The 19,331-nt window shown below is 56.6% G+C and carries 17 protein-coding genes; 15 read left to right on the forward strand and 2 right to left on the reverse strand.

Features of this window, described 5'->3' with window-relative positions:
- Window positions 1-54 precede the first annotated feature (54 nt).
- From B5E62_RS08145 to B5E62_RS08155, 3 genes are read left to right on the forward strand one after another with little or no spacing between them, the layout of a single operon-like run.
- A complete protein-coding gene (locus B5E62_RS08145) occupies window positions 55-561 on the forward strand; it encodes a hypothetical protein (protein WP_087174117.1) in 507 nt (168 codons plus the stop codon).
- Window positions 562-579: 18 nt separating this feature from the next.
- Window positions 580-1,200, forward strand: coding sequence for a DUF2975 domain-containing protein (locus B5E62_RS08150; protein WP_087174118.1), 621 nt, complete (start codon window positions 580-582; stop codon window positions 1,198-1,200).
- 10 nt (window positions 1,201-1,210) lie between these two features.
- On the forward strand, window positions 1,211-1,432 hold the full coding sequence (locus tag B5E62_RS08155) for a helix-turn-helix domain-containing protein (protein ID WP_087174119.1): 222 nt from the start codon (window positions 1,211-1,213) through the stop codon (window positions 1,430-1,432).
- 17 nt (window positions 1,433-1,449) lie between these two features.
- Here B5E62_RS08155 and B5E62_RS17525 read toward each other — a convergent pair whose 3' ends face one another.
- The gene (locus tag B5E62_RS17525) at window positions 1,450-2,802 is read right to left on the reverse strand and encodes a phosphorylase family protein (protein ID WP_330398068.1); all 1,353 of its coding nucleotides are present in this window, start codon (window positions 2,800-2,802) and stop codon (window positions 1,450-1,452) included.
- A gap of 137 nt (window positions 2,803-2,939) precedes the next feature.
- Window positions 2,940-3,494: a hypothetical protein gene (locus B5E62_RS08170; protein WP_087174120.1), complete on the reverse strand. Its 555-nt coding sequence runs from the start codon at window positions 3,492-3,494 to the stop codon at window positions 2,940-2,942.
- 343 nt (window positions 3,495-3,837) lie between these two features.
- Between B5E62_RS08170 and B5E62_RS08175 the strand changes: the two genes are divergently transcribed.
- From B5E62_RS08175 to B5E62_RS08230, 12 genes are read left to right on the forward strand one after another with little or no spacing between them, the layout of a single operon-like run.
- Entirely contained in the window at window positions 3,838-5,085 is a 1,248-nt protein-coding gene (locus B5E62_RS08175; protein ID WP_087174121.1) for a glycosyltransferase family 4 protein, read from the forward strand.
- Window positions 5,000-5,881: a glycosyltransferase family 2 protein gene (locus tag B5E62_RS08180; protein WP_087174122.1), complete on the forward strand. Its 882-nt coding sequence runs from the start codon at window positions 5,000-5,002 to the stop codon at window positions 5,879-5,881. The genes B5E62_RS08175 and B5E62_RS08180 overlap by 86 nt, the downstream gene beginning before the upstream one ends.
- Complete coding sequence (locus B5E62_RS08185; RefSeq protein ID WP_143468826.1) at window positions 5,803-7,149, forward strand: hypothetical protein; 1,347 nt, start codon at window positions 5,803-5,805, stop codon at window positions 7,147-7,149. Before B5E62_RS08180 ends, B5E62_RS08185 begins: the two co-directional genes overlap by 79 nt.
- Window positions 7,146-7,904 (forward strand): ABC transporter permease, encoded by a 759-nt coding sequence (locus tag B5E62_RS08190; RefSeq protein WP_087174124.1) that lies wholly within the window; start codon window positions 7,146-7,148, stop codon window positions 7,902-7,904. The genes B5E62_RS08185 and B5E62_RS08190 overlap by 4 nt, the downstream gene beginning before the upstream one ends.
- A 14-nt stretch (window positions 7,905-7,918) precedes the next feature.
- Window positions 7,919-8,695: an ABC transporter ATP-binding protein gene (locus tag B5E62_RS08195; RefSeq protein ID WP_330398069.1), complete on the forward strand. Its 777-nt coding sequence runs from the start codon at window positions 7,919-7,921 to the stop codon at window positions 8,693-8,695.
- Window positions 8,692-10,734 (forward strand): HAD family hydrolase, encoded by a 2,043-nt coding sequence (locus tag B5E62_RS08200; protein ID WP_087174125.1) that lies wholly within the window; start codon window positions 8,692-8,694, stop codon window positions 10,732-10,734. Before B5E62_RS08195 ends, B5E62_RS08200 begins: the two co-directional genes overlap by 4 nt.
- Before the next feature lie 14 nt (window positions 10,735-10,748).
- Window positions 10,749-12,131, forward strand: coding sequence for an exopolysaccharide biosynthesis polyprenyl glycosylphosphotransferase (locus B5E62_RS08205; protein WP_087174126.1), 1,383 nt, complete (start codon window positions 10,749-10,751; stop codon window positions 12,129-12,131).
- Window positions 12,109-13,686: an aldolase catalytic domain-containing protein gene (locus tag B5E62_RS08210; protein ID WP_162610283.1), complete on the forward strand. Its 1,578-nt coding sequence runs from the start codon at window positions 12,109-12,111 to the stop codon at window positions 13,684-13,686. Before B5E62_RS08205 ends, B5E62_RS08210 begins: the two co-directional genes overlap by 23 nt.
- Window positions 13,687-14,202, forward strand: a complete 516-nt coding sequence (locus tag B5E62_RS08215) for a KdsC family phosphatase (RefSeq protein WP_242957781.1) — start codon at window positions 13,687-13,689, stop codon at window positions 14,200-14,202. It abuts the gene before it with no gap.
- Complete coding sequence (locus tag B5E62_RS08220) at window positions 14,183-16,876, forward strand: hypothetical protein (RefSeq protein ID WP_087174128.1); 2,694 nt, start codon at window positions 14,183-14,185, stop codon at window positions 16,874-16,876. Before B5E62_RS08215 ends, B5E62_RS08220 begins: the two co-directional genes overlap by 20 nt.
- Window positions 16,858-18,432 carry a polysialyltransferase family glycosyltransferase gene (locus B5E62_RS08225; RefSeq protein ID WP_143468827.1) on the forward strand — a complete coding sequence of 525 codons (1,575 nt, stop codon included), beginning with the start codon at window positions 16,858-16,860 and terminating at the stop codon, window positions 18,430-18,432. The genes B5E62_RS08220 and B5E62_RS08225 overlap by 19 nt, the downstream gene beginning before the upstream one ends.
- On the forward strand, window positions 18,423-19,205 hold the full coding sequence (locus B5E62_RS08230; RefSeq protein WP_242957783.1) for a 3-deoxy-manno-octulosonate cytidylyltransferase: 783 nt from the start codon (window positions 18,423-18,425) through the stop codon (window positions 19,203-19,205). Before B5E62_RS08225 ends, B5E62_RS08230 begins: the two co-directional genes overlap by 10 nt.
- The last annotated feature ends 126 nt before the right edge of the window (window positions 19,206-19,331 follow it).

Here is a 19,331-nt window from a genome sequence, read left to right on the forward strand (position 1 = left end):
CGAAGCGGATTAAAACCGTGGAGAAGGACCAAGACAGGAGAGGAGGAGATATGTATGGATGAGAAGATCAGGGTGGACTGCAGCCGGGAGCAGGATGTTCCCGGCGGAAAGATGTTCCGCAGACTGACGGTTGTGACGATCATTTTTCTTGTGATAATAGCGGGCTGCACAGTTATGTATCTGGACTGGTTTCTGGACCGGGAGGTCTGGGCGGGAGACAATGCGGCTGCTGTTTTGTGGGGATTGCTGTTGTCTGTCCTGTCCTGGTTCTGGGCGGGAGCGCTTATACGTGTGACAGCAAGGCTGCATGACGGACAAAGAATTCTCGGAAAGGGAATCTACAGGGCTATGTATGTGAGCGGTATCAGCGTGACTGTGGCCTCCATAGTTTTTCCCTTTGTGCCAGGCTACAGGATCATGTTGGGCCTGCATATACTGAAGATTTCCGATGTCTTTGTGATTGACGGCTTCCCCTTTGTGATCGGACTTCTCTGCCTGATACTGGGATATATCCTCCGGGTGGGGCTGGCCTGTCAAAATGAGGTGGAAGAGACGATATAGATACAGGAGGAACTTGGTATGAACTTTATAGGAGAAAGAGAAACCGCGGGAAATGTGGTGAAGAAAAGATGCAGTGAGATTGGGATGCTCTTCCGCATCCTGTTCTGGATCTCCCTTCTTTTTCTGGCGGCAAAGGTAATATGGACCATCTACATAGGGACCATGCCCGGGTCTTCGTTCCGGCTGACTCTGATGGAAGCAGAAGGCCTGACCTACGGGGTGGCAGCCTATGAGGCGGGACAGAGGATTGAATTCCAGGAGGGAGTCCTAAGCTATGCCGCCAGTAGCTCTCCCAAGCTCTGTTTTATGGCGGGGATGGCGGTATCTGTGCTTCTTGGCGCTGTCACCACCTGGATACTCTGGCTGGTGAGGCGTATTTTCCGGAACGTGGAGAAGCAGGAGACGCCCTTTGAAAAGGAAAACAGCAGGGCAGTGCGTAGGATCGGTTTCCTTGTGGTTGTCTACTCGCTCGTTTACACCCTTGTCCTGCCGCTGCTGTGCTCTGCTCTGGGGCTGGGGAGGGCGCAGGTCTCACTGGTAGACGGAAAGATGGTGCTGGTGGGCTGCCTGATCATCAGCCTGTCCTACATTTTTGAGTACGGCTCTGCGCTTCAGCAGGAAGCGGACGAGACATTGTGAGGTGAGAGATATGTCCATTATACTTCGACTTGACAGGGTGATGGCGGACCGGAAAATGTCTCTGAATGAGCTGTCCGAGCGTGTGGGGATTTCCAATGTAAACCTGTCCAATTTAAAGACAGGGAAGGTGAAGGCCATCCGGTTCTCCACGCTGGATGCCATCTGTGATGTGCTGGACTGCCAGCCCGGCGACATACTGGAGTACCAGAGGGAGGAGCCGGGCGGCAGATAAAAGGAAAGGCGACAGGGTCACGGCTGCTCAGAGGCGAGGCGGCCGGCACAGGCAAGAGCGATGCGGAAGAATTTTCCACAGCTCTTGATGCCGTATTCCGGCAGGTCGTTCATCTGCCAGCTGTCTCCGTCAAAGCTGTCCAGACTATAAAAGAAGGGGTAGAGCTCTGCCCCGCGGAAGGTGGAAACGGCCAGAGCCGCCGCATATTCCATCTCCACAGCCAGACATCCCTGTGACCGCATCTGGGCAACCTGGGAGTCGAGCTCCCGGTAAATGGCGTCTGTGGTCCAGATTTTTCCGGTGACACTGGGGATTTGCAGCTCTGCAAGGATTTTTTTCATAAAAGTGAGAGAGTGATCCGGTGTGGTCAGCTCCGGGGAAGGCGGGCAGTAGTGGAAACTGGTGCCCTCGTCCCGCAGGGCAGAGGAGGGGAGGATGATCCGGTCCTTTGTCCTTGCTTCATCCAGGCTTCCGCAGCTCCCGAAGAGGATGATCTTCTCCGCACCCATGGCAATGACCTCCTCTAGTCCCACGGCGCAGGCGGGAGCTCCCACGCGGGAGAGAAAAAGGGCCGCTTTTTTCCCTCCGGCAGACACCTCATACACCGGCAGCTCTCCGTTGGCGGTTTTCAGGGATGCAATTACCCGGACCGGATTTTCCCGGACAAACTGTGCGATCATGTCCTGCGAGAAGGTGGTGATGCACACTCTGGGAAAGCCGGGAATCCCGGGTATGACATCCGCAGGATTGATGAGAGCTGTCCCGGCCTTTTCCGCTTGGGCTCCAATCTGGTCCCTTACCAGGATTTTTCGGATTTCCCCTGTGACGCGGGATGGGATAGACCGGACGGTGGGAGCAATCTGGCTGTACAGCCGGACACCCTGATAGGAAAAGAGGAGCAGATCACACACAGCAGGGATGTCCACCTGCCGAAATTCACCCCGGCCCATGCCGTACTGTATCAGCTCTGTCCACATGTCCACAGATCGCTGGTACTGGAGGGAGATGGGATTTTCCCCGGAGGCCGCTTCCGGACTGCTGAAATATTCATAGATAGCCAGGGATAGGCAGGAGGAACTGTCTGTCATTTCCGCCTCATAGCGGTCCAGAACATCGTCCAGTATGTCAGCAGCGCTTTTACCCATTTTGATCTTCGCGCGGAATTCATTTTCCTGCAGCCCCATGAGATCATCTATGATTTCCCGGAAAATCTGTCCGGTGCTGCTGTAGTGGCAGTAGAGGCCGCCCCGGCTCAGCCCGGTAATTTCACAAATATCCTTCATGGTTACTTCTTTAAATCCCTTTTGCGAAAAGAGAGCAAGGGATTTCTTTTTGATCCTTTCCCTGGTCTGGGCTCCGCGTATGCTCATATAGGTTCCTCCCTGGTCATGATAATGAGAACGATCAATCATTTCTGTACACAAATTTGCCGACACAAGTGTCTGTAAAATAACTATACGACACATGTGTCGGAAAAACAAGTAAAAAGAACAATAATTGGGAATAGTTATGAGATCTTGGCCTTCAGATATTCGACATCTGTTTTTAGAGTAGAAACGACTTCTACCAGCAGATTGATCGTGCTCTGCTCTGAGCGCACGACGACTTTGTTCTCGAGATTTCTGATACGGGTGCAAAGCTCCGCGTAGTGCTCTTCAGACCGCTCCTGGATACGGTCTACCTCCGTGAGTATCATGTTTTCCGTTTCCCTGAGATCATCCTTGGTGGCCATCTTTGCTTCCAGAGCCTTGAGCTCGTCCTTGGTGGCCATCTTTGCTTCCAGAGCCCTGAGATCATCCTTGGTAGCCATCTTTGCTTCCAGAGCCTTGAGCTCGTCCTTGGTGGCCATCTTTGCTTCCAGAGCCCTGAGCTCATCCTTAGTAGCCAAATTTTTGAGCTCATCCTTAGTAGCCAAATTTTTGAGCTCATCCTTAGTGACCAAATTTTTGAGATCATCCCTGGTGGCCATATCTTTGATATCGTCCTTAGTCGCCATCCCCGCGATATCCGCCTTTGTCACCATATGCTCCGCTATGTACCGCAGCAGCTCATCGTTTGACATATGTGTTCACCTCCTGTCTTTCATAAGGACTTGTGTCTGCGAGAAACCCAGAAGTTTACGTAAAAATCTGTAAACTAAGTATAGCACGGACACTGGAAAAATGCCAGAGGTATCCCCTTAAAAATTTTATAAATTTTCTCCGGCCCGCAGATTTCCGGTTCCTACATGTTTTTCCAGAAAAACCATAAGGATTGTCTGCATTCCGGATGATAGACTAAGGCTGCGGCGGGAAAACAGATGTGCCGGAGACAGGAGCAGGGGGGACCGGGGAGAGATAAAAGAGGGGCTTCCTGCAGTGGAGAGCAGCTTTGGTCAGGGATGATATAGAAGGGAGAGAGACTCTGTGAGGCAGAAGAATGTTTTGATCGTAACAGCGGTAGCTGGTTTTTTGTGTCAGTTTGAAAAAAATACAGTGGGTATCCTGAGAAGGGCCGGGGCCCGGATACACTATGCGTCGGACTTTGATTTTCCGGCCTATGAGTTTGATGAAGAGTATTTTGCTGAAAATGAGATTAAAGTGCATCCTCTTTCTATAAGAAAGTCCCCTGTACGCATCAGAGACAATTTTCGTGCGCTTGCGGAGCTGGTCCGCATCATCCGCAGGGAGGAGATCCACGTGGTGCACTGCCACAATCCTGTGGGCGGGGTGCTGGGCAGGCTGGCCGCGCGGCTTTCCGGGAGAAAAGTGCAGGTGATCTACACAGCCCACGGTTTCCATTTCTACAAGGGAGGACCGCTCACAAGCTGGCTCCTCTTTTATCCCGTGGAGAGAGTGCTGGCACGGCTGACAGATGTGCTGGTGACGATCAACAGGGAGGACAGACAGTGTGCCGAACGGTTTATCCTAAAGAAGGGCGGCAGGGTGGAGGCGATACCGGGGACGGGAATAGACACAGACAAATTCTGCCTGGAGCGGAGCAGGAGGCAGGAGGCGAGGAGAGTCATGGGCGTGAAGGAGGGAGAGCTCTGCCTGATGACGGCAGCCCTCCTGGACAGGGAAAAGAACTGTCAGACTGTCCTGCGCGCCCTGGAGGAGCTGGGAGATATCCCCTGTCAGTATGTGCTCTGCGGGGAGGGCCCCCTGCGCCCCCTCCTGGAGAGGGAAATAAGGCGGAGAGGGCTGGAAGGCAGGGTGAGGCTCATGGGCTTCCGGAGAGACATGGACTTCCTCCTGCAGGGGGCGGACCTTTTCCTCTTTCCCTCCCTCAGGGAGGGACTGGGGATGGCTGCCCTGGAGGCCATGGCCTGCGGCCTTCCGGTAGTGGCCGCAGACAGCCGGGGGACGAGGGAGTATGTCCGCCAGGGAGAGAACGGCTTTCTGTGCGGCGGGCGAAAACCCGATGAGTTTGCGTGGGCAGTCAGAGCGCTGTGGCAGGGGAAGGATCTGCGGGCAGCCATGGGCAGGGAGGCAAGAAGGATGAGTCTTCAGTTTTCCCGGCAGAGGGCCGAAGAGAAAATGAAAGAAATTTACAGGAGCATTGGTGTATGGGGGGAGGAGGCAGAGGATGAAGAGAAGACAGGTTATGGAGAAGAGACCGGCAGTCAGCGTCATCATGAGTGTGTACGATCCCAGTCCTTTTTGTCAGCTTGAGGCGGCGGTGGGCTCGGTGCTGGAGCAGACCTTTGCGGATTTTGAGCTACTACTCTACAATGACGGCTCCAATGAGGCCGCATCGGAGAAGATGCGGCAGCTGGCCAGGAGCGATGCCAGGATCCTTTACCTTGAGAGCGAAAAGAACAGAGGCATTGCCAGCGGGCTGAACCGCTGTATTGAGAAGGCACGGGGGAAATATATCGCCCGGATGGACGGGGACGACCTTCTCCTCCGAGAGCGGCTTGAAGTACAGGTCCGGTTCCTGGAGCTGAATGGACAGTATGATTTTGTGGGGACCGGAGCCTGGCTTTTCGATGAGGGCGGTATCTGGGGGGAGCGTCTGATGAAGGAAAAGCCGGAAAAAGAAGATTTCCTGCCCTTTTCTCCATACATCCATCCCACCGTCATGTTCAGGAGAAGTGTATTTGAAAAGTGCGGGCTTTACAATGAATCGGAGAAGGTCAGGAGATGCGAGGACTACGAGCTTTTTGTGAGACTGCATATTCTGGGCTGTTATGGGTATAATCTCCAGGAGAAGCTGATCTGTTACCGGGAGGGGAAGGACAGCTGGAAAAAGAGAAGATTCTGTTACCGTCTGGATGAGATGCGCTTTCGCAGAGAAGGCTTTCAGGCTCTCGGACTCACAGGGGGAAAAGCCTGGCTGTGCCGCTTCCGCCCGCTGGCCGCGGGGCTTGTCCCGCGGATGGCGGGAAGATGGCTGAAAAGGCGGCAGGCGGTGTGCAGAGGGGAGGAGCGGATATGGACAGGACCCATACCACAGAAAATGCAGTGATGGAGACGGTGCGCAGCTGTGCCAGGGAGATACTGGCGCCTGCCATGGTCGAGTTTGTGAAGTGGATCTTAAGATCCGCCGGAGAGAGAAACATCCGGCGGGTCTATTTTCTTGCCAGAGATGGGTGGCCCATGTACCGGGCCGCCAGGATCTTGAGCCGGGCCGTGGAGCCGGCTGTCGACTGCCGGTATCTCTGCTGTTCCAGATATGCCCTCAGGATTCCCTGCTTTTCTCTCATGGAGAAGCAGGAGATAGCGGACCAGATCTGTGTGGGAGGGGTGGATGTGACGCTGCAAAAGCTCCTGAAAAGAGGCGGTCTGGATGACGGGGAGGTCAGAAGAGCTGCGGAGGAGCTTGGCAGGGAAACGGAGCTGGACAGGATCCTTCCCTACAGGGAAATAGACAGGCTGCGGGAGAGCCTCATGGAGGGAGAGCTGTTCTGGAGCTATGTGTACAGGCATGCGGGGGAAGCCTACGGGCCTGCATCCGCCTGGATCATCCAGGAGGGGCTTCTGGAGCCTGTCCGGTATGCTGTGGCAGACAGCGGATGGACAGGGAGCATGCAGCTTACGCTGAACCGGCTTCTGGATTCCATGAGCTACAGAGGAAAGCTGGAGGGCTTTTACTATGGACTGTACCACATCCCGGAAAAGGCGGACCCCAGGGATTACCATGTATATTATTTTGGCCCGGAAGGAAGGATAAAAAGGAAAGTCTATTTCTCCAACTGCCTGTTTGAGAGTGTATTCAGTCAGCCTGAGGGCATGTGCATCGGATATGAGAGGACAGAAGAGGGGGTGGCTCCACTCCGGGAGGAGGTGCGGCCTGGGAACGGGGCTATCCTGGACTGTGTCACGCGGGAGGTGGAGGAGCAGGCGGGGGCGGAGAAGGAAAGCCTGCCGGAACGACTGCTGGACTGGCATATCCAGGAGCCGGGAGACGCACAGAGAAGGCTGGCACGGCTGATGGCAAGGCCCACGCGGAAAGAGGCGGAGGTGTTTGGAGGCATGGCTTTTTCCGACGATGTGCTGGATGGCGGGGAGACTCTGGCGGCGCCTCTTAGTGAGGAGCAGATCAGAGAAAACAGGTTCCTTGCCAGAGGGCTTTCCATGAGCGGGCTGCGCAGGGAGCCGGTCCACGAGAGCGCCTGGATGGAGGGCTCTATCCTTTTGTGCGGGCGCCATGTGGGACGCCATCTCTGGCACAACCGCCTGTACAAATATGCCCTGTACTACAGGAAACAGATGAGAGAGAGGAAAAAAAGATGAGAGGACATCTATATTTTGTGACAGGACAGCTTGTGGCAAGAGAGATGAAAAGGAAATACAGCCGCTCCAGGCTGGGGATCCTGTGGAGCGTGCTGAACCCTCTCCTGTCCATGGCCGTCCTGTCCATGATATTCTCCACCATGTTCCGAAAATCTATAGAGGACTATCCGGTCTACTATCTGACCGGCCTTTTGATATGGAGCTTTTTTACTGCGGCCACAAACACGGCCATGACCGCTCTGGCAGACAACCAGGCCCTGCTCCTTCAGGTGCGGCTTCCCAGGTCCGTGTTCCCTCTCTCAAGGGTGGTGACGGCTTTTGTAAATTTTCTGTATTCCCTGGCAGCCTATGCGGTCATGCTCCTTGTGTTCCGGATACCGCTGAGGGAGAGCGCGCTTGTCTTTCCGGTGATCGTCCTGTTCCTCTTTTTATTTTCCCTGGGTATGGGGTATGTCCTCTCTGTCCTCTATGTTTTTTTCGGAGATATACGTCACCTGTACGGGGTGGCCCTGACACTGTGGATGTATCTGTCCGCCCTGTTTTACCCTCTGGAGCTGCTGCCCAGGACCATGCAGGCGGTGATCTGGCAGAACCCGGTGTACAACTTTATCGCAGGGGCCAGGGACTGTCTCCTCTACGGGAGGATGCCCCCGGCCATGGTCCTCCTTCGTATTGCTTTGTGGGGAGCCGGTATGTACGGGGCCGGCAGGGTCGTGTTTTGGAAGAGCCAGAACAGAGTAATACAGAAATTGTAAGGAAGGTGGGAAGCGTGGAGAAAAGAAGAGAAGAAAGGCCGGCCATAGCCGTGCGCCATGTGAGCATGTATTATAAAGTGCCTGTGGAAGGGGCTTCCAGCTTTAAAGAATATGTCATAGGAGCGCTCAGAGGAAGGAACCGGACCAGAGTCCTGAGGGCTCTGGAGGATATCAGCTTTGATGTCAGAAGGGGAGAGGTGCTGGGGATCATCGGGACAAACGGCTCCGGGAAGAGCACTCTTCTTAAGATCATTTCAGGCGCCCTGCTTCCGACGAGAGGGCAGGTGGAGGCAGACCGGGACAGCATCCAGCTCCTCACTCTGGGGACGGGCTTTGACCGGGAGCTGACGGCCCGGGAAAATGTCTATCTGAGCGGCGCCCTGCTGGGGTACAGCAGGGATTTCATCAGGAGGAAATACAGGAAGATCGTGGAGTTTGCGGAGCTGGAGGGGTTCATGGAACAGAAGGTGAAGAATTTTTCTTCCGGTATGGTCTCCAGGCTCGGATTTGCCATTGCCACGGCCAGAGAGACGCCGGGTATCCTGATCCTGGACGAAGTGCTCAGCGTGGGGGATATGTTCTTCCGGGAAAAAAGCGCCGGGCGCATCCAGGAGATGATACACAGCGGAGCCACGGTGCTGATCGTATCCCACTCTGTTGACACGGTGCGGAAGAACTGCACCCGGGCCCTGTGGATAGAGAAGGGCCGTCAGCGGATGGACGGGGAGCCCGGGGAGGTGTGTGCGGCGTACACGGATTGGGGGAAGCGGAGAAAGGAAGTGGGGAGATGAAAGAAAATGTAAAGCGCAGGATGTACAGGCTGCTGGTGAATAGAGTGCCGGGGATCGCAGGGAGGTACCAGCGCCTCCGGAAGGAGCACCCGGGTGCGGCCGGAAGGGGGATGGCCGCGGCGGCACTTCTGTGGTCGAACGCACTCTACTATGCGGGGTGGAGGCGGGAGCTGCGGTTCCCGGAGGGGTACGGCTTCTACGAGAGGAGGCGCCTGCGCCTGCCGGAATCAGGCACTGCCGGCCTCCCCTCCTGGCAGGAGACAGCAGAAATACTGCTTTCCTTTGACGTGGTATCCTTTGATGTCTTTGACACGCTGCTCCTGCGCCCCTTCCGGGAGCCTGCGGATCTGTTCTACCTGCTGGGGATAAGGCTCTCTGTCCCGGATTTCCGGTATCTTCGGGTGGAGGCGGAGCGCCTGGCAAGGGAGGAAGCTTTAAAAAGGGGCGGGAGCGGGGAGGTGACCCTCGGAGCGATCTGGAGGGTCCTGTCCGCCATGACAGGGACAGACGCGGTGGAGGGAGCGAGGGCGGAGATGGACCTGGAGAGTCAGTACTGCCAGGCGAATCCCTACTTTACTCCGGTCCTGGAGAAGCTGCGGAAAGGAGGAAAGAAGGTCATCCTGACCAGCGATATGTATCTGGAGGGGGAGTTTATCCAAAGGCTTGTGGAGGAGAAGGGGCTCGGCTGCTTTGACGGCTGTTTCGTGTCCTGCCGGTCCGGCAGGTCCAAGTGGAGGGGAGACCTGTACCGGGAGATGCAGGAGAGGTTGGGAGGAGCAGATACAGGGGAGGAGCCCAGCGTGATCCATGTGGGAGACAATCTCCATTCGGACGTGCGCATGGCGGAGAAGGCCGGGATAGCGGCCCTCTGGTACCCGGGGCCGCAGGAGGCCGGAGGACCGTACCGGGCAAGGGATATGTCCGCCGTGACCGGCAGCATGTATGCGGGCCTTGTCAACATCCGGCTCCACTGCGGGCTGAAGAGCTACACCGCCTTTTACGAGTACGGCTATGTGTACGGCGGCCTGCTTGCCCTGGGATACTGCCGGTTCATACACAGATTTGTCCGTGACCGGGGGATCCGGAGGCTCTGGTTCCTCTCCCGGGATGGCGAGGTGCTGAAATGGGTGTATGACCTCCTCTATCCGGGGGAGGATACCTGCTATGTGCTCTGGTCGAGGAGCGCGGCTTCGCGGCTCCTCTCCGGCATCAGCAGCCACGGATTTTTCCAGCGTTTCCTTTATCAGAAGACAGACCAGGGTTATACCCTCCGGCAGATCTTTGCCAGCATGGACCTGGATTTCCTCCTGGAGGAGGCCTGCCGGCAGCGGGGCTGGAGGCCGGAGGACCTGCTGACAGCCGGGAGAGCAGGCGCCTGCCGCGGGTTCCTGCTTTCCAGGTGGGATGAGGTGCAGGCTTTCTATGACAGGGAGAGGGAGGCTGCAGGGAAATACCTGGCAGGGCTCTCGGCGGGAGCGGCCGCCATGGCGGCGGTGGACGTGGGCTGGGCCGGCAGTGGGGCGTCCTCCCTGGATGTGTTCCTGCGCCGGGTCCTGGGGCTCCCCTGCCGGGTCTATGGCACCCTGGCGGGGACGGCCACTGTCTACAGTGCGTCCCCGGACACGGCGGAGGGATTTTTCTTCTCCGGCCAGATGGACAGCTATCTCTTTTCCCAGAGCAAGAACAGGGATCTGTGGAAATTCCATAATCTGGGAGAAAAGCATAACCTCTACATGGAGCTTTTATTTACCTCCCCCTCCCCGGGACTCAAAGGGTTTGCCCTGGATGAGGAGGGGCAGGTGGTATTCCGGTATGGAAGGCGGGAAAAGCATGCAGGTGAGATCCGTCGGATCCAGAAGGGAGTCCTGGATTTTGTCCGGGACTACAGGCGCTGCTTCCCGGAATTCCTGGAAAGCGGGGCAGGCTGGATTTCCGGTCGGGACGCCTATGCGCCCCTCCTGCTGTTCCTGCAGGACAGGAGGATAAGGAAAAGGTTTGAGGCATCCTTCTGCTGGGATGCGGACGCGAATGTGGAGTAGAGGAAAAGGCAGGTATGAAGAAAGGGAGGAAGGGATACACTATGTTCAGGGCAGTGAAGACAGGCGGACACCTCCTTGTCCTTGCAGGCAGCTTTCTGGGGGCAGTGCGGGTACTGGAGGAACTGGGCCATGAGAGCCCTCTTCCGCTGGCTGTCCTGTATCTTGTCCTTCTGGAGGGAGCCTGGCTCCTTCTGGAGGCGGGAGACGTACAGAGGAGGCGGTTTCCGGACCTTATGTACGGCCAGTTTTTCGGTGCTGCGGGAGCGAGCCTCTTTTTCGGAGCGCTGATGTGTGCCGTAAGCCCTCTTTCCATATGGCAGATACTGAGGGGGTTCCTCCTTCTCCTCATCCTTCAGTCAGGCGCGGGCATGGTCTGGGCGGCACTCTGCTTCAGGCTGTATCTGAGGAGACAGTCCTGCAAGCGGGCGCTCTTTGTCTACGGGGACCAGGAGGAGCCGGGGGAGCTGCTGGAGAAAAACAACAGGATCAACGGCTATTTCCGGATAGCCCGCTGCCTTTCCTTCAGGGAGGCTGCGGGGGAGATGGAAAAGCATCTCCAGGGCTGTGAGGTGGTATATCTTGGCGAGATCCCGGCCGGAGAAAAGGAGCGGATATTGAAGCAGTGCGTAGGCCTGGGGAAGGACTGCTACAGCATACCCGGGATTGCCGATATCTACACCCAGAACGCCCGCGTTTTGCGGCTTCAGGACAAGGTGCTGTTCCAGTATCAGAAGGACGGCCTGACAGACGGGCAGAAACAGGCGAAAAGGGTGCTGGACATCGGGACAGCCCTGTTTCTTCTCTGTGTTTCCGCTCCTCTGATGGCGCTCATTGCCCTCCTCATCCATCTGGAGGACGGGGGACCTGTGCTGTACAGACAGACCAGGTACACGGAGGGGTGCAGGCCCTTCCGGATGCTCAAATTCCGCAGCATGTGCGTGGATGCGGAGAGGGAGGGGGCCAGGCTTGCCAGCAGGAACGACAGCCGTGTCACACGGGTTGGCCGTGTCATAAGGAACCTGCATTTCGATGAGCTGCCACAGCTTGTCAATGTGCTGAAGGGAGACATGTCCATGGTGGGGCCCAGACCGGAACGGTGGGAGTTTATTGAAGAATACTCCCGCAGCATCCCCGAATTTTCACAGAGGATGAAAGTGAAGGGAGGGCTTACCGGATACGCTCAGATTTACGGAAAGTACAATACCGGGCCGGAGGACAAGATCAAGTACGACCTCATCTATATATACAGCTACTCCCTCAGGATGGATGTGCGTCTTCTCTTCCTCACGGTGCGCATCCTGTTCCAGAAGGAGAGCGCGGAGGGAGTGGAGGAGGGGCAGAGGAGCGCCGCAAAGGGCAGAAAGGAGAGAACAGATGGAGACGATCCGATTACTTGACTGTACCCTCAGAGACGGGGGCTACATCAATGACTGGGATTTTAAGCGAAAGAACATATGCAATATCATGGCGGGGCTTGAGGAAGCCGGGACAGAGCTCATAGAGGCCGGGTTCCTGCGGGACTGCACCTACCGTGAGGACCGGACCCTCTTCAACTCGGTGCGTGAATTGAAAAGGATCCTCCCGGAGGGACGCGCCGGTGCCGGCTATGTGCTCATGGCCCTCCACAACCGCTACGATATCCGCAAGCTGGAGGAAAACGACGGCACTGTGGCGGCCATACGGGTCACCTTTCACGATCACGATGTGGATGAAGGGCTGGAATTCGGAAGGAGGGTCATGGAAAAGGGCTACCGCCTTTTTGTCAATCCCATCAATATCATGGGCTACAGCGACAGCGGACTTCTGCGGCTCCTGGAGAAGGTGGAAGCGCTCGGACCCTATGGCTTTTCCATCGTGGATACCTTTGGCTCTATGACAAAGAAGGAGCTGGTCCGGATCACCTCCCTTTGTGAGAACAATCTGGACAGGGGGACCGTGCTGGGGCTCCATCTGCATGAAAATATGGCCCAGTCCTTTCTGCTGGCCCAGACCTTCCTGGAGATAAAGAGCCAGGACAGGCGCTGTGTGCTGGATGCCTCCCTGAACGGGATGGGGCGGGTGCCGGGCAATCTGTGCATGGAGCTTATCATGGATTACCTGAACCGGAATTACGGGAAGCGCTATGACCTGGATCCGGTGCTGGACGTCATTGAGACCTGCATCACTCCCATAAAGGAGAGAGAGCCCTGGGGATATACGGCGGAGTACTTCCTGTCTGCCAAGCTCAATCTCCACAGGAACTACGCGGAGTACCTCCTCTCAAAAGGGAACCTGACAGCCAGGGATATGCACCGGATCCTGCAGCTCATACCGGAGGAGAAAAAAAGCGTCTATGACCAGCAGCTTATCGAGATGCTGTACAGGGACTTTGAGGACAGGGACGCCAAGGACCAGGCGGTCATCCGCAGGCTTCGGGAGGTGTTTGCCGGCAGAACAGCGGTCCTGCTGGCGCCGGGAAAGTCGCTGGAGTACCAGTGGGACAGAGTGAGGGAATATATCCGGGAAAAGGATGCCATCCCTGTGTCGGCAAATTTCTATTTTGAAGAGCAGAGGGGAGGCTATGCCTTTTTCAGCAATGCCAAGCGGTACGAGAGCTATCGTGCGTTCAGGGGGGCACAGGAGCAGGTGATACTCACATCCAACATCACAAGAGGTGTGCGGGAGGGGGATGCCGTGGTCAGCTACAGACGGCTGGCCGGGGAAGGGCACCCTGCCCGAAACTGCGGGGTCCTGCTCCTGCGCCTGATGCGGCAGCTGGGAGTAAAAGAGGCGGCTCTGGCCGGCTTCGACGGGTACGACAGGGACCGGGAGAATTATATGCGAGGATATTTTGGAGAATACCACAGTGCGAAGAGCGGGGACAATGAAGAAATCGCGGGGGAGATACGGGAGGTGGGGAAGAGTCTTCCTGTCACCTTCCTCACCTCCTCCCTGTATGAGGAGGCGGTGTAGATGCAGCAGGTGATGGAAAATCTGGAGAGGATACGGTATCTGATCCTGGATGTGGACGGGACCATGACGGACGGGGGCGTCTACCTGGACAGCCGGGGAGAGGAAATGAAGAGGTTCAGCATCAAGGACGGAGCGGGCATCCTGCTTGCCAGGCAGGCCGGGATCGAATCTGTCATCCTGACGGGGAGAGAAAGCAGGTGCGTCCAGAGGAGGGCCGGGGAGCTGTCCATCTCCCTGGTCTTCCAGGGGGTGAAGGACAAGAGGGCCTTCCTTTTGGATTTCCTGGAGACAAACGATATCCTGCCCCAGGAGGCGGCCTATATGGGAGACGACCTGAATGACCTGGAGGCCATGCAGTGTGTGGGGCTTGCCGTCTGTCCCCAGGACGCGGCAAAGCAGGTGAAGGCGTACTGCCCGATCGTGCTCTCCGCAAAGGGCGGGGAGGGAGCTGTGCGGGAATTTGTGGAAATGATACTGGAAAAGCGAGGGATACAGTATGAAGGACTGGTTCTATGACAGGGTCGTCCGGCGCAATGAGAGGATCCAGCGGGAGTATGAGCGGTATGTACAGGGGCATATAGGGGAGCACAGGAAGAAGCGGTGGAAGCACTGGCTTGTCCTTCTCCTCCTGTCGGTCAAATACAGGGACAGCCAGAAGGACAGAGTACACAGCCTTGTCCTGGTAAAGCTGAAGGAGGGGACTGCGAAGCTGCGCATGGAGTGGGTGCCGGGGGCAGTATGGTACAACCTGTATATGTCCCTGGACGGGGTCCACTATCGGTTTGTGGAAAAGTCCAGGAGACATGTCTGCAGGGTGCAGGGGCTGGAAGAGGACAAAATGTATTTCTTTCGGTTTAAGGTCTCCATGGACGGCAGGTACTACAGCGGGTTCTCGGAGGTGTTGACTGTCACGGCCCTCAAAAATAAAGAGCTCTACCTGATGGAGCGGATCGCCGGGAAGGAGGCGGGAGATGGGACCGGGCGCTCCGGGCCTCTGCCGGGAAGCCCGGATGCCGGACGGGATAAGGGGAGGGAGGACAGCCCCGCTTTATCTGCCTGCCAGGGGGAGAACGGCGGGATTTTGCTCACATGGGAAAAAATCCCGGGGGCCATCCACTATAATCTGTATCGGTCCGGGGAAGACAGCTCCTGGCGCTTCGCCGTGCAGACAGAGGAGAACCGGCATCTGGACAGTCAGGTGAAAGGCGGAGTTTCCTATGTATATAAACTCAAGTACACCTTTGACGGAAAGAGGTATCACGATCTGCCGGAGCAGGCAGCGGCGGAGGCTCCCCGGGAGAAGTATCTCAACGCCAACAGCGGGCGGCTGTGGGAGGGGGGAGCGGAATCAGAGGCCCTGGGCCGTCCCCTGCCTGTCCACCTGGCCAAGAGCATGATGCCCTACGACGTGCTGTCCTTCGATGTCTTTGACACCCTCATCCTGCGCCCCTTTGCAGAGCCCTCGGATCTTTTTATCCTGGTGGGGGAGGAGCTGGGCATCATGGATTTCTGCGAGATACGCAAAAAGGCGGAGGAGGATGCCCGCAGGAAGAGTGAGTTCCTGCGGGGAACCCGGGAGGTGACCCTGTATGACATCTATGAGATGGTGGAGGAGGAGACCGGGGTGGATGCGGTAAAGGGAGCCAGGACAGAGTTCCTGACAGAGCGGAAGCTCTGCTTTGCCAACCCTTATATGCTGGAGGTCTTCCGCATGGTCAAAGCGAGGGGGAAGACGCTGGTGGCGGTGTCGGATATGTACCTTCCCCGGGAGCTTCTGGAGGAGCTCCTGCGGTCCTGCGGGTACGAGGGCTTTTCCCATGTCTTTGTCTCCTGTGACTACAGCTGCACCAAGAGGAAGGGCGGCCTTTTTGATATCCTGCGCAGGGAGTACAGCGGTCAGATCCTCCATGTGGGGGACCACCCCAGGTCCGATGTGGAGGCCGCCAGGGAGAGGGGGATCGAGGCTGTACAGTACAGAAATGTGAATGAGGCGGGAAAGCCCTTCCGCGCCGGTGACATGTCCCGTCTGGCAGGCAGCGCCTACAGAGGGATCGTGAATGCGAAGCTCCACAATGGCCGGGACCGCTACACGCCCTGGTACGAGGTGGGGTATGTGTACACAGGACTGTACTGTATGGGATTCTGCCGCTGGATCATGGAGTACGCCAGGGCCCGAGGCCTGGAGAAGATACTCTTTCTGGCCCGGGAGGGGGACCTGTACCAGAAGGTGTTCCGCCAGATGTATCCGGAGTTTCCCACAGCGTATGTACTCTGGTCCCGGATTCCCGTGGTGAAGACAACGGTAAACACAAACAGGCATCCCTACCTTCTGCAGATCATCCATCACAAGGCAGGGGCCCTCTACAAGTCCCGTCTGGGAGTGCTCTTTGAACGCGTGGGTATCGGGAGGCTGAAAAAATATTTTCCCGCCTACAGGCTTCGGGAGGAGGAATATCTCACGGGAGAGAACGAGAAGGCGGTGCGGCGCCTGGTGACAGAGCACTGGGACGAGCTGGCCGGGTGCTATGATAAGGACCAGGCTTATATAGAGGCGTATCTGCGGCGGCAGATAGGAGATGCCAGGCGGGCCGCCGTGGTGGACGTGGGATGGTCCGGAAACAACGTGCTCCAGGTCAGAAGGCTGGCGGAGATGTACGGGATGGACTGTGAGATACACTGCCTCCTGGCGGCTGCGAGGAATGTAAATGATACCTATATGGCGGGGATGATGCAGAGGAGGCAAGTGGAGGTCTACCTGTTCTCTCCCCTGCAGAACAAAGGGCTCCATGACTCCCACCAGGAGGAGAACAGCAGGCTCAATTCCTTTTTCTTTGAAATACTGACCCAGTCAGCCACCCCGACCTTTCTCGGCTTTGACAGCCGGGGGCGGTTCCTCTACGACATCCCGGAGGTGGAGAACTATGAGAGAGACAGGCAGATCCATCAGGGCACACTGGACTTCGTGAAGGATTACACAGGGACCTTCAGGGATTTCCCGTATATGCTGGATATCTCCGGGCACGATGCCTACATGCCGTTCCAGTATTTTTCCAGGAACCTGCTCTGGATAAAAAAATATTTTGGCGACTATATTTTCGGGAGAGACCTTTTTGCGACTCAGGACAAAGCGGTGATGGAGTCTGTGAAAGAGGTGATGGAAAAAGCGGGATTATGGGAGGAGAGACAATGATACTGTACCAGGCGCTGTCGGCCTACCAGATACTGGAGTGCATGGTCCACCGGCAGATTTATTACAGAGACGAAAAGTGCGTGCTCCTTTTGGGGACCTATATCAAAGAGCGGATGCCCCGGTATTTCGAGCTGGAGACGAAGCGCTTTTTTGATGAAGTGTACCTGTTCCGCTTTGGCGGATACAGGGGAACGGAGGAGGAGATCGTCCGGCAGGTGAAGGAGGAGCTGGGTAGGAGCATTCCCTATAAGATCACGGATTTCGATGGGATACTCATAGCCGGGATACACACCTACCTGCAGGTCTTTCTCCTGTCAGAAGGCATTTCCTTTGAGATGTTCGAGGACGGCAGCGGCGCTCTGAGCCGCCCCCGGGTCCTGGCGGAAATCCACAGGAGGAGCGCTCCGGCCAGGTATGCCCTTATAGAGAAATACGGGCTCTACGACCATACCAGTCCTCTGATCACAAAAAAATACTGTGACATGGCCTCACAGGAGGAGGGCTTCTTTGACCCGAGGGCGGAGGATTTTCAGGTGATGGAAGCCTTTCACAGGCTGCCCGGGAGGCGGCAGGAGGAGATACGGAGGATCTTTCAGGTCCCCGCACTGGAGGGCAAGAAAGAGGAGGTGCTCCTTCTCACCCAGCAGTTTGCCAGCCTGGGGCAGCTTTCCTTTGACGGGCAGATCGATATTTACAGGCATCTTTTCGACTATTATCTGGAGGGTAGGCAGGTGGTCATCAAGCCACACCCGGACGACATCCTCTATTATCCCCTCCTTTTCCCGGAGGCAAGGCTCATAGAGGGGACCTTTCCATCAGAGCTCCTGCCTCTGGCCTTTGAGAGGATGCCGGGCACAGTCTGCACGGTCAGCTCCACAGGGGTCAACCAGATACGCCGGTTCTTCGGGGGACAGCTTGTCTTCGGCCCGGAATATGAGGAAAGCTACAGGTTCGATCCGCTCTGCTATATGGCTCTCTGCCTGGCAGTACACCTGGGCGTGGAAGGCGTTTTGACAGAGGGAGTCAGCCTGGCGCAGGTCAGGAACATGGCCGGATGTATGGGAGCGCCCTGGGAGGATCTGGTCATCCGGGAATACCAGGAGGGGGAGGAGATATCAGGCTTTCTCCTCCTGCGGGGAGACGGCCGGACAGGAGGGGAGGAAAAGGCCGGGGGCGTGCCGGAGAGAGGGACTGTACTCTGGCTCAACGAGAGAGGAAAGTACAGGATGTACACTGCGGAGCGCAGGGAGCAGTTCTTACGGATGCTCCCCCTTGTGGTCCGGGAGGGAGAAAGAGAGCACACGATGTATTTTTATTCGGAGAGGAGCGAGGTGAACAGGATGGCGGAGGAGTTCAGACAGGAGAGATATCTTCCCTTTCAGGATACGACCCTGTCCGTGGAGGAGCTGTCAGATGAGGAAATGAGGATCCGCATGCTGGAGGGGATACTGGCGGCTACGGAAAAAAGGCTCCTGGAGTATATAGAGACGGAAAAAGAGCTCAGGCAGGAGATAAAAAGGCTGAAGGAGACAGAGGGGAAGAGAGGATGGAGCTGACAGAGCGCTGCGGCGCCAGGAAGGAGGAGACCAGCATGAAGACAGCAGGCATCATACCGGCCCGGTACGGATCGTCCAGGCTTCCCGGGAAGCCTCTTCTCGAGATACAGGGCATGCCCATGGTATGGTGGGTCTATGAGAGGGCCAGGAGAGCCGCAAAGCTGGACCAGGTGTGGGTGGCCACAGATGATGTCCGGATAGAGGAGACATGCCGGTCCCTGTGTATCCCTGTGGTCATGACAGGGAAAGAGCACAGGACGGCTGCAGAGAGGCTGCAGGAGGCGGCGGAGCAGGTGAAGGCTGACTTTTATGTGCAGATCAACGGGGATGAGCCGCTCATAGATCCTTCCAATATTGATGCCGCGGTGCCGGATGAGATGCCGGCCGGGGAGGAGTTCGGCACCAATATCATCGCCGAGGTGAAGGACCCGGTCCAGCTCCTCCACTCGTCCAATATCAAGGTTGTCTTTGACAGCAGCTACCGGGCTCTCTACATGTCCAGAGCTCCGGTCCCGTGCCCTTTCTCCTCTGTCTCCTTTTCCTATTATAAACATGTGGGGATCATAGGGTACAGCAGACGGATGCTGGACTTCTATAAGACCTCCGTCCCGGGGAGACTGGAGAGGATAGAGGGAATCGACACCCTCCGTTTCCTGGATTACGGAAAAGAGCTCCGCCTGATACCTGTGGAGAAGGCAGACAGCCTCTCCGTGGACACGGAGGCGGACCTTCTCTGGGTGAGGGACAGGATGAGGGAGGAAAAAAGGTTATAAAAATTTAATAATGGCCTGTGTTGACTCTGGATGCACCGCCCGCTATACTTGAAACTGAATTTGGGTTTTTGTGGGGCGGTGATCTTTTTCGTAAAGGTCACCGCGCGGACATTTACGGGAAAGAAG

Source organism: Lachnoclostridium sp. An118, assembly GCF_002160985.1.
Taxonomy (GTDB): Bacteria; Bacillota; Clostridia; order Lachnospirales; family Lachnospiraceae; genus Claveliimonas; species Claveliimonas stercoravium.

Coding starts and splice junctions, on each gene's coding strand:
- B5E62_RS08145 (WP_087174117.1), top strand. CDS start 55: ATGGATGAGAAGATCAGGGTGGACTGCAGCCGGGAGCAGGATGTTCCC.
- B5E62_RS08150 (WP_087174118.1), top strand. CDS start 580: ATGAACTTTATAGGAGAAAGAGAAACCGCGGGAAATGTGGTGAAGAAA.
- B5E62_RS08155 (WP_087174119.1), top strand. CDS start 1,211: ATGTCCATTATACTTCGACTTGACAGGGTGATGGCGGACCGGAAAATG.
- B5E62_RS17525 (WP_330398068.1), bottom strand. CDS start 2,802: ATGAGCATACGCGGAGCCCAGACCAGGGAAAGGATCAAAAAGAAATCC.
- B5E62_RS08170 (WP_087174120.1), bottom strand. CDS start 3,494: ATGTCAAACGATGAGCTGCTGCGGTACATAGCGGAGCATATGGTGACA.
- B5E62_RS08180 (WP_087174122.1), top strand. CDS start 5,000: ATGAAGAGAAGACAGGTTATGGAGAAGAGACCGGCAGTCAGCGTCATC.
- B5E62_RS08185 (WP_143468826.1), top strand. CDS start 5,803: ATGGCTGAAAAGGCGGCAGGCGGTGTGCAGAGGGGAGGAGCGGATATG.
- B5E62_RS08190 (WP_087174124.1), top strand. CDS start 7,146: ATGAGAGGACATCTATATTTTGTGACAGGACAGCTTGTGGCAAGAGAG.
- B5E62_RS08200 (WP_087174125.1), top strand. CDS start 8,692: ATGAAAGAAAATGTAAAGCGCAGGATGTACAGGCTGCTGGTGAATAGA.
- B5E62_RS08205 (WP_087174126.1), top strand. CDS start 10,749: ATGAAGAAAGGGAGGAAGGGATACACTATGTTCAGGGCAGTGAAGACA.
- B5E62_RS08210 (WP_162610283.1), top strand. CDS start 12,109: ATGGAGACGATCCGATTACTTGACTGTACCCTCAGAGACGGGGGCTAC.
- B5E62_RS08215 (WP_242957781.1), top strand. CDS start 13,687: ATGCAGCAGGTGATGGAAAATCTGGAGAGGATACGGTATCTGATCCTG.
- B5E62_RS08220 (WP_087174128.1), top strand. CDS start 14,183: ATGAAGGACTGGTTCTATGACAGGGTCGTCCGGCGCAATGAGAGGATC.
- B5E62_RS08225 (WP_143468827.1), top strand. CDS start 16,858: ATGGGAGGAGAGACAATGATACTGTACCAGGCGCTGTCGGCCTACCAG.
- B5E62_RS08230 (WP_242957783.1), top strand. CDS start 18,423: ATGGAGCTGACAGAGCGCTGCGGCGCCAGGAAGGAGGAGACCAGCATG.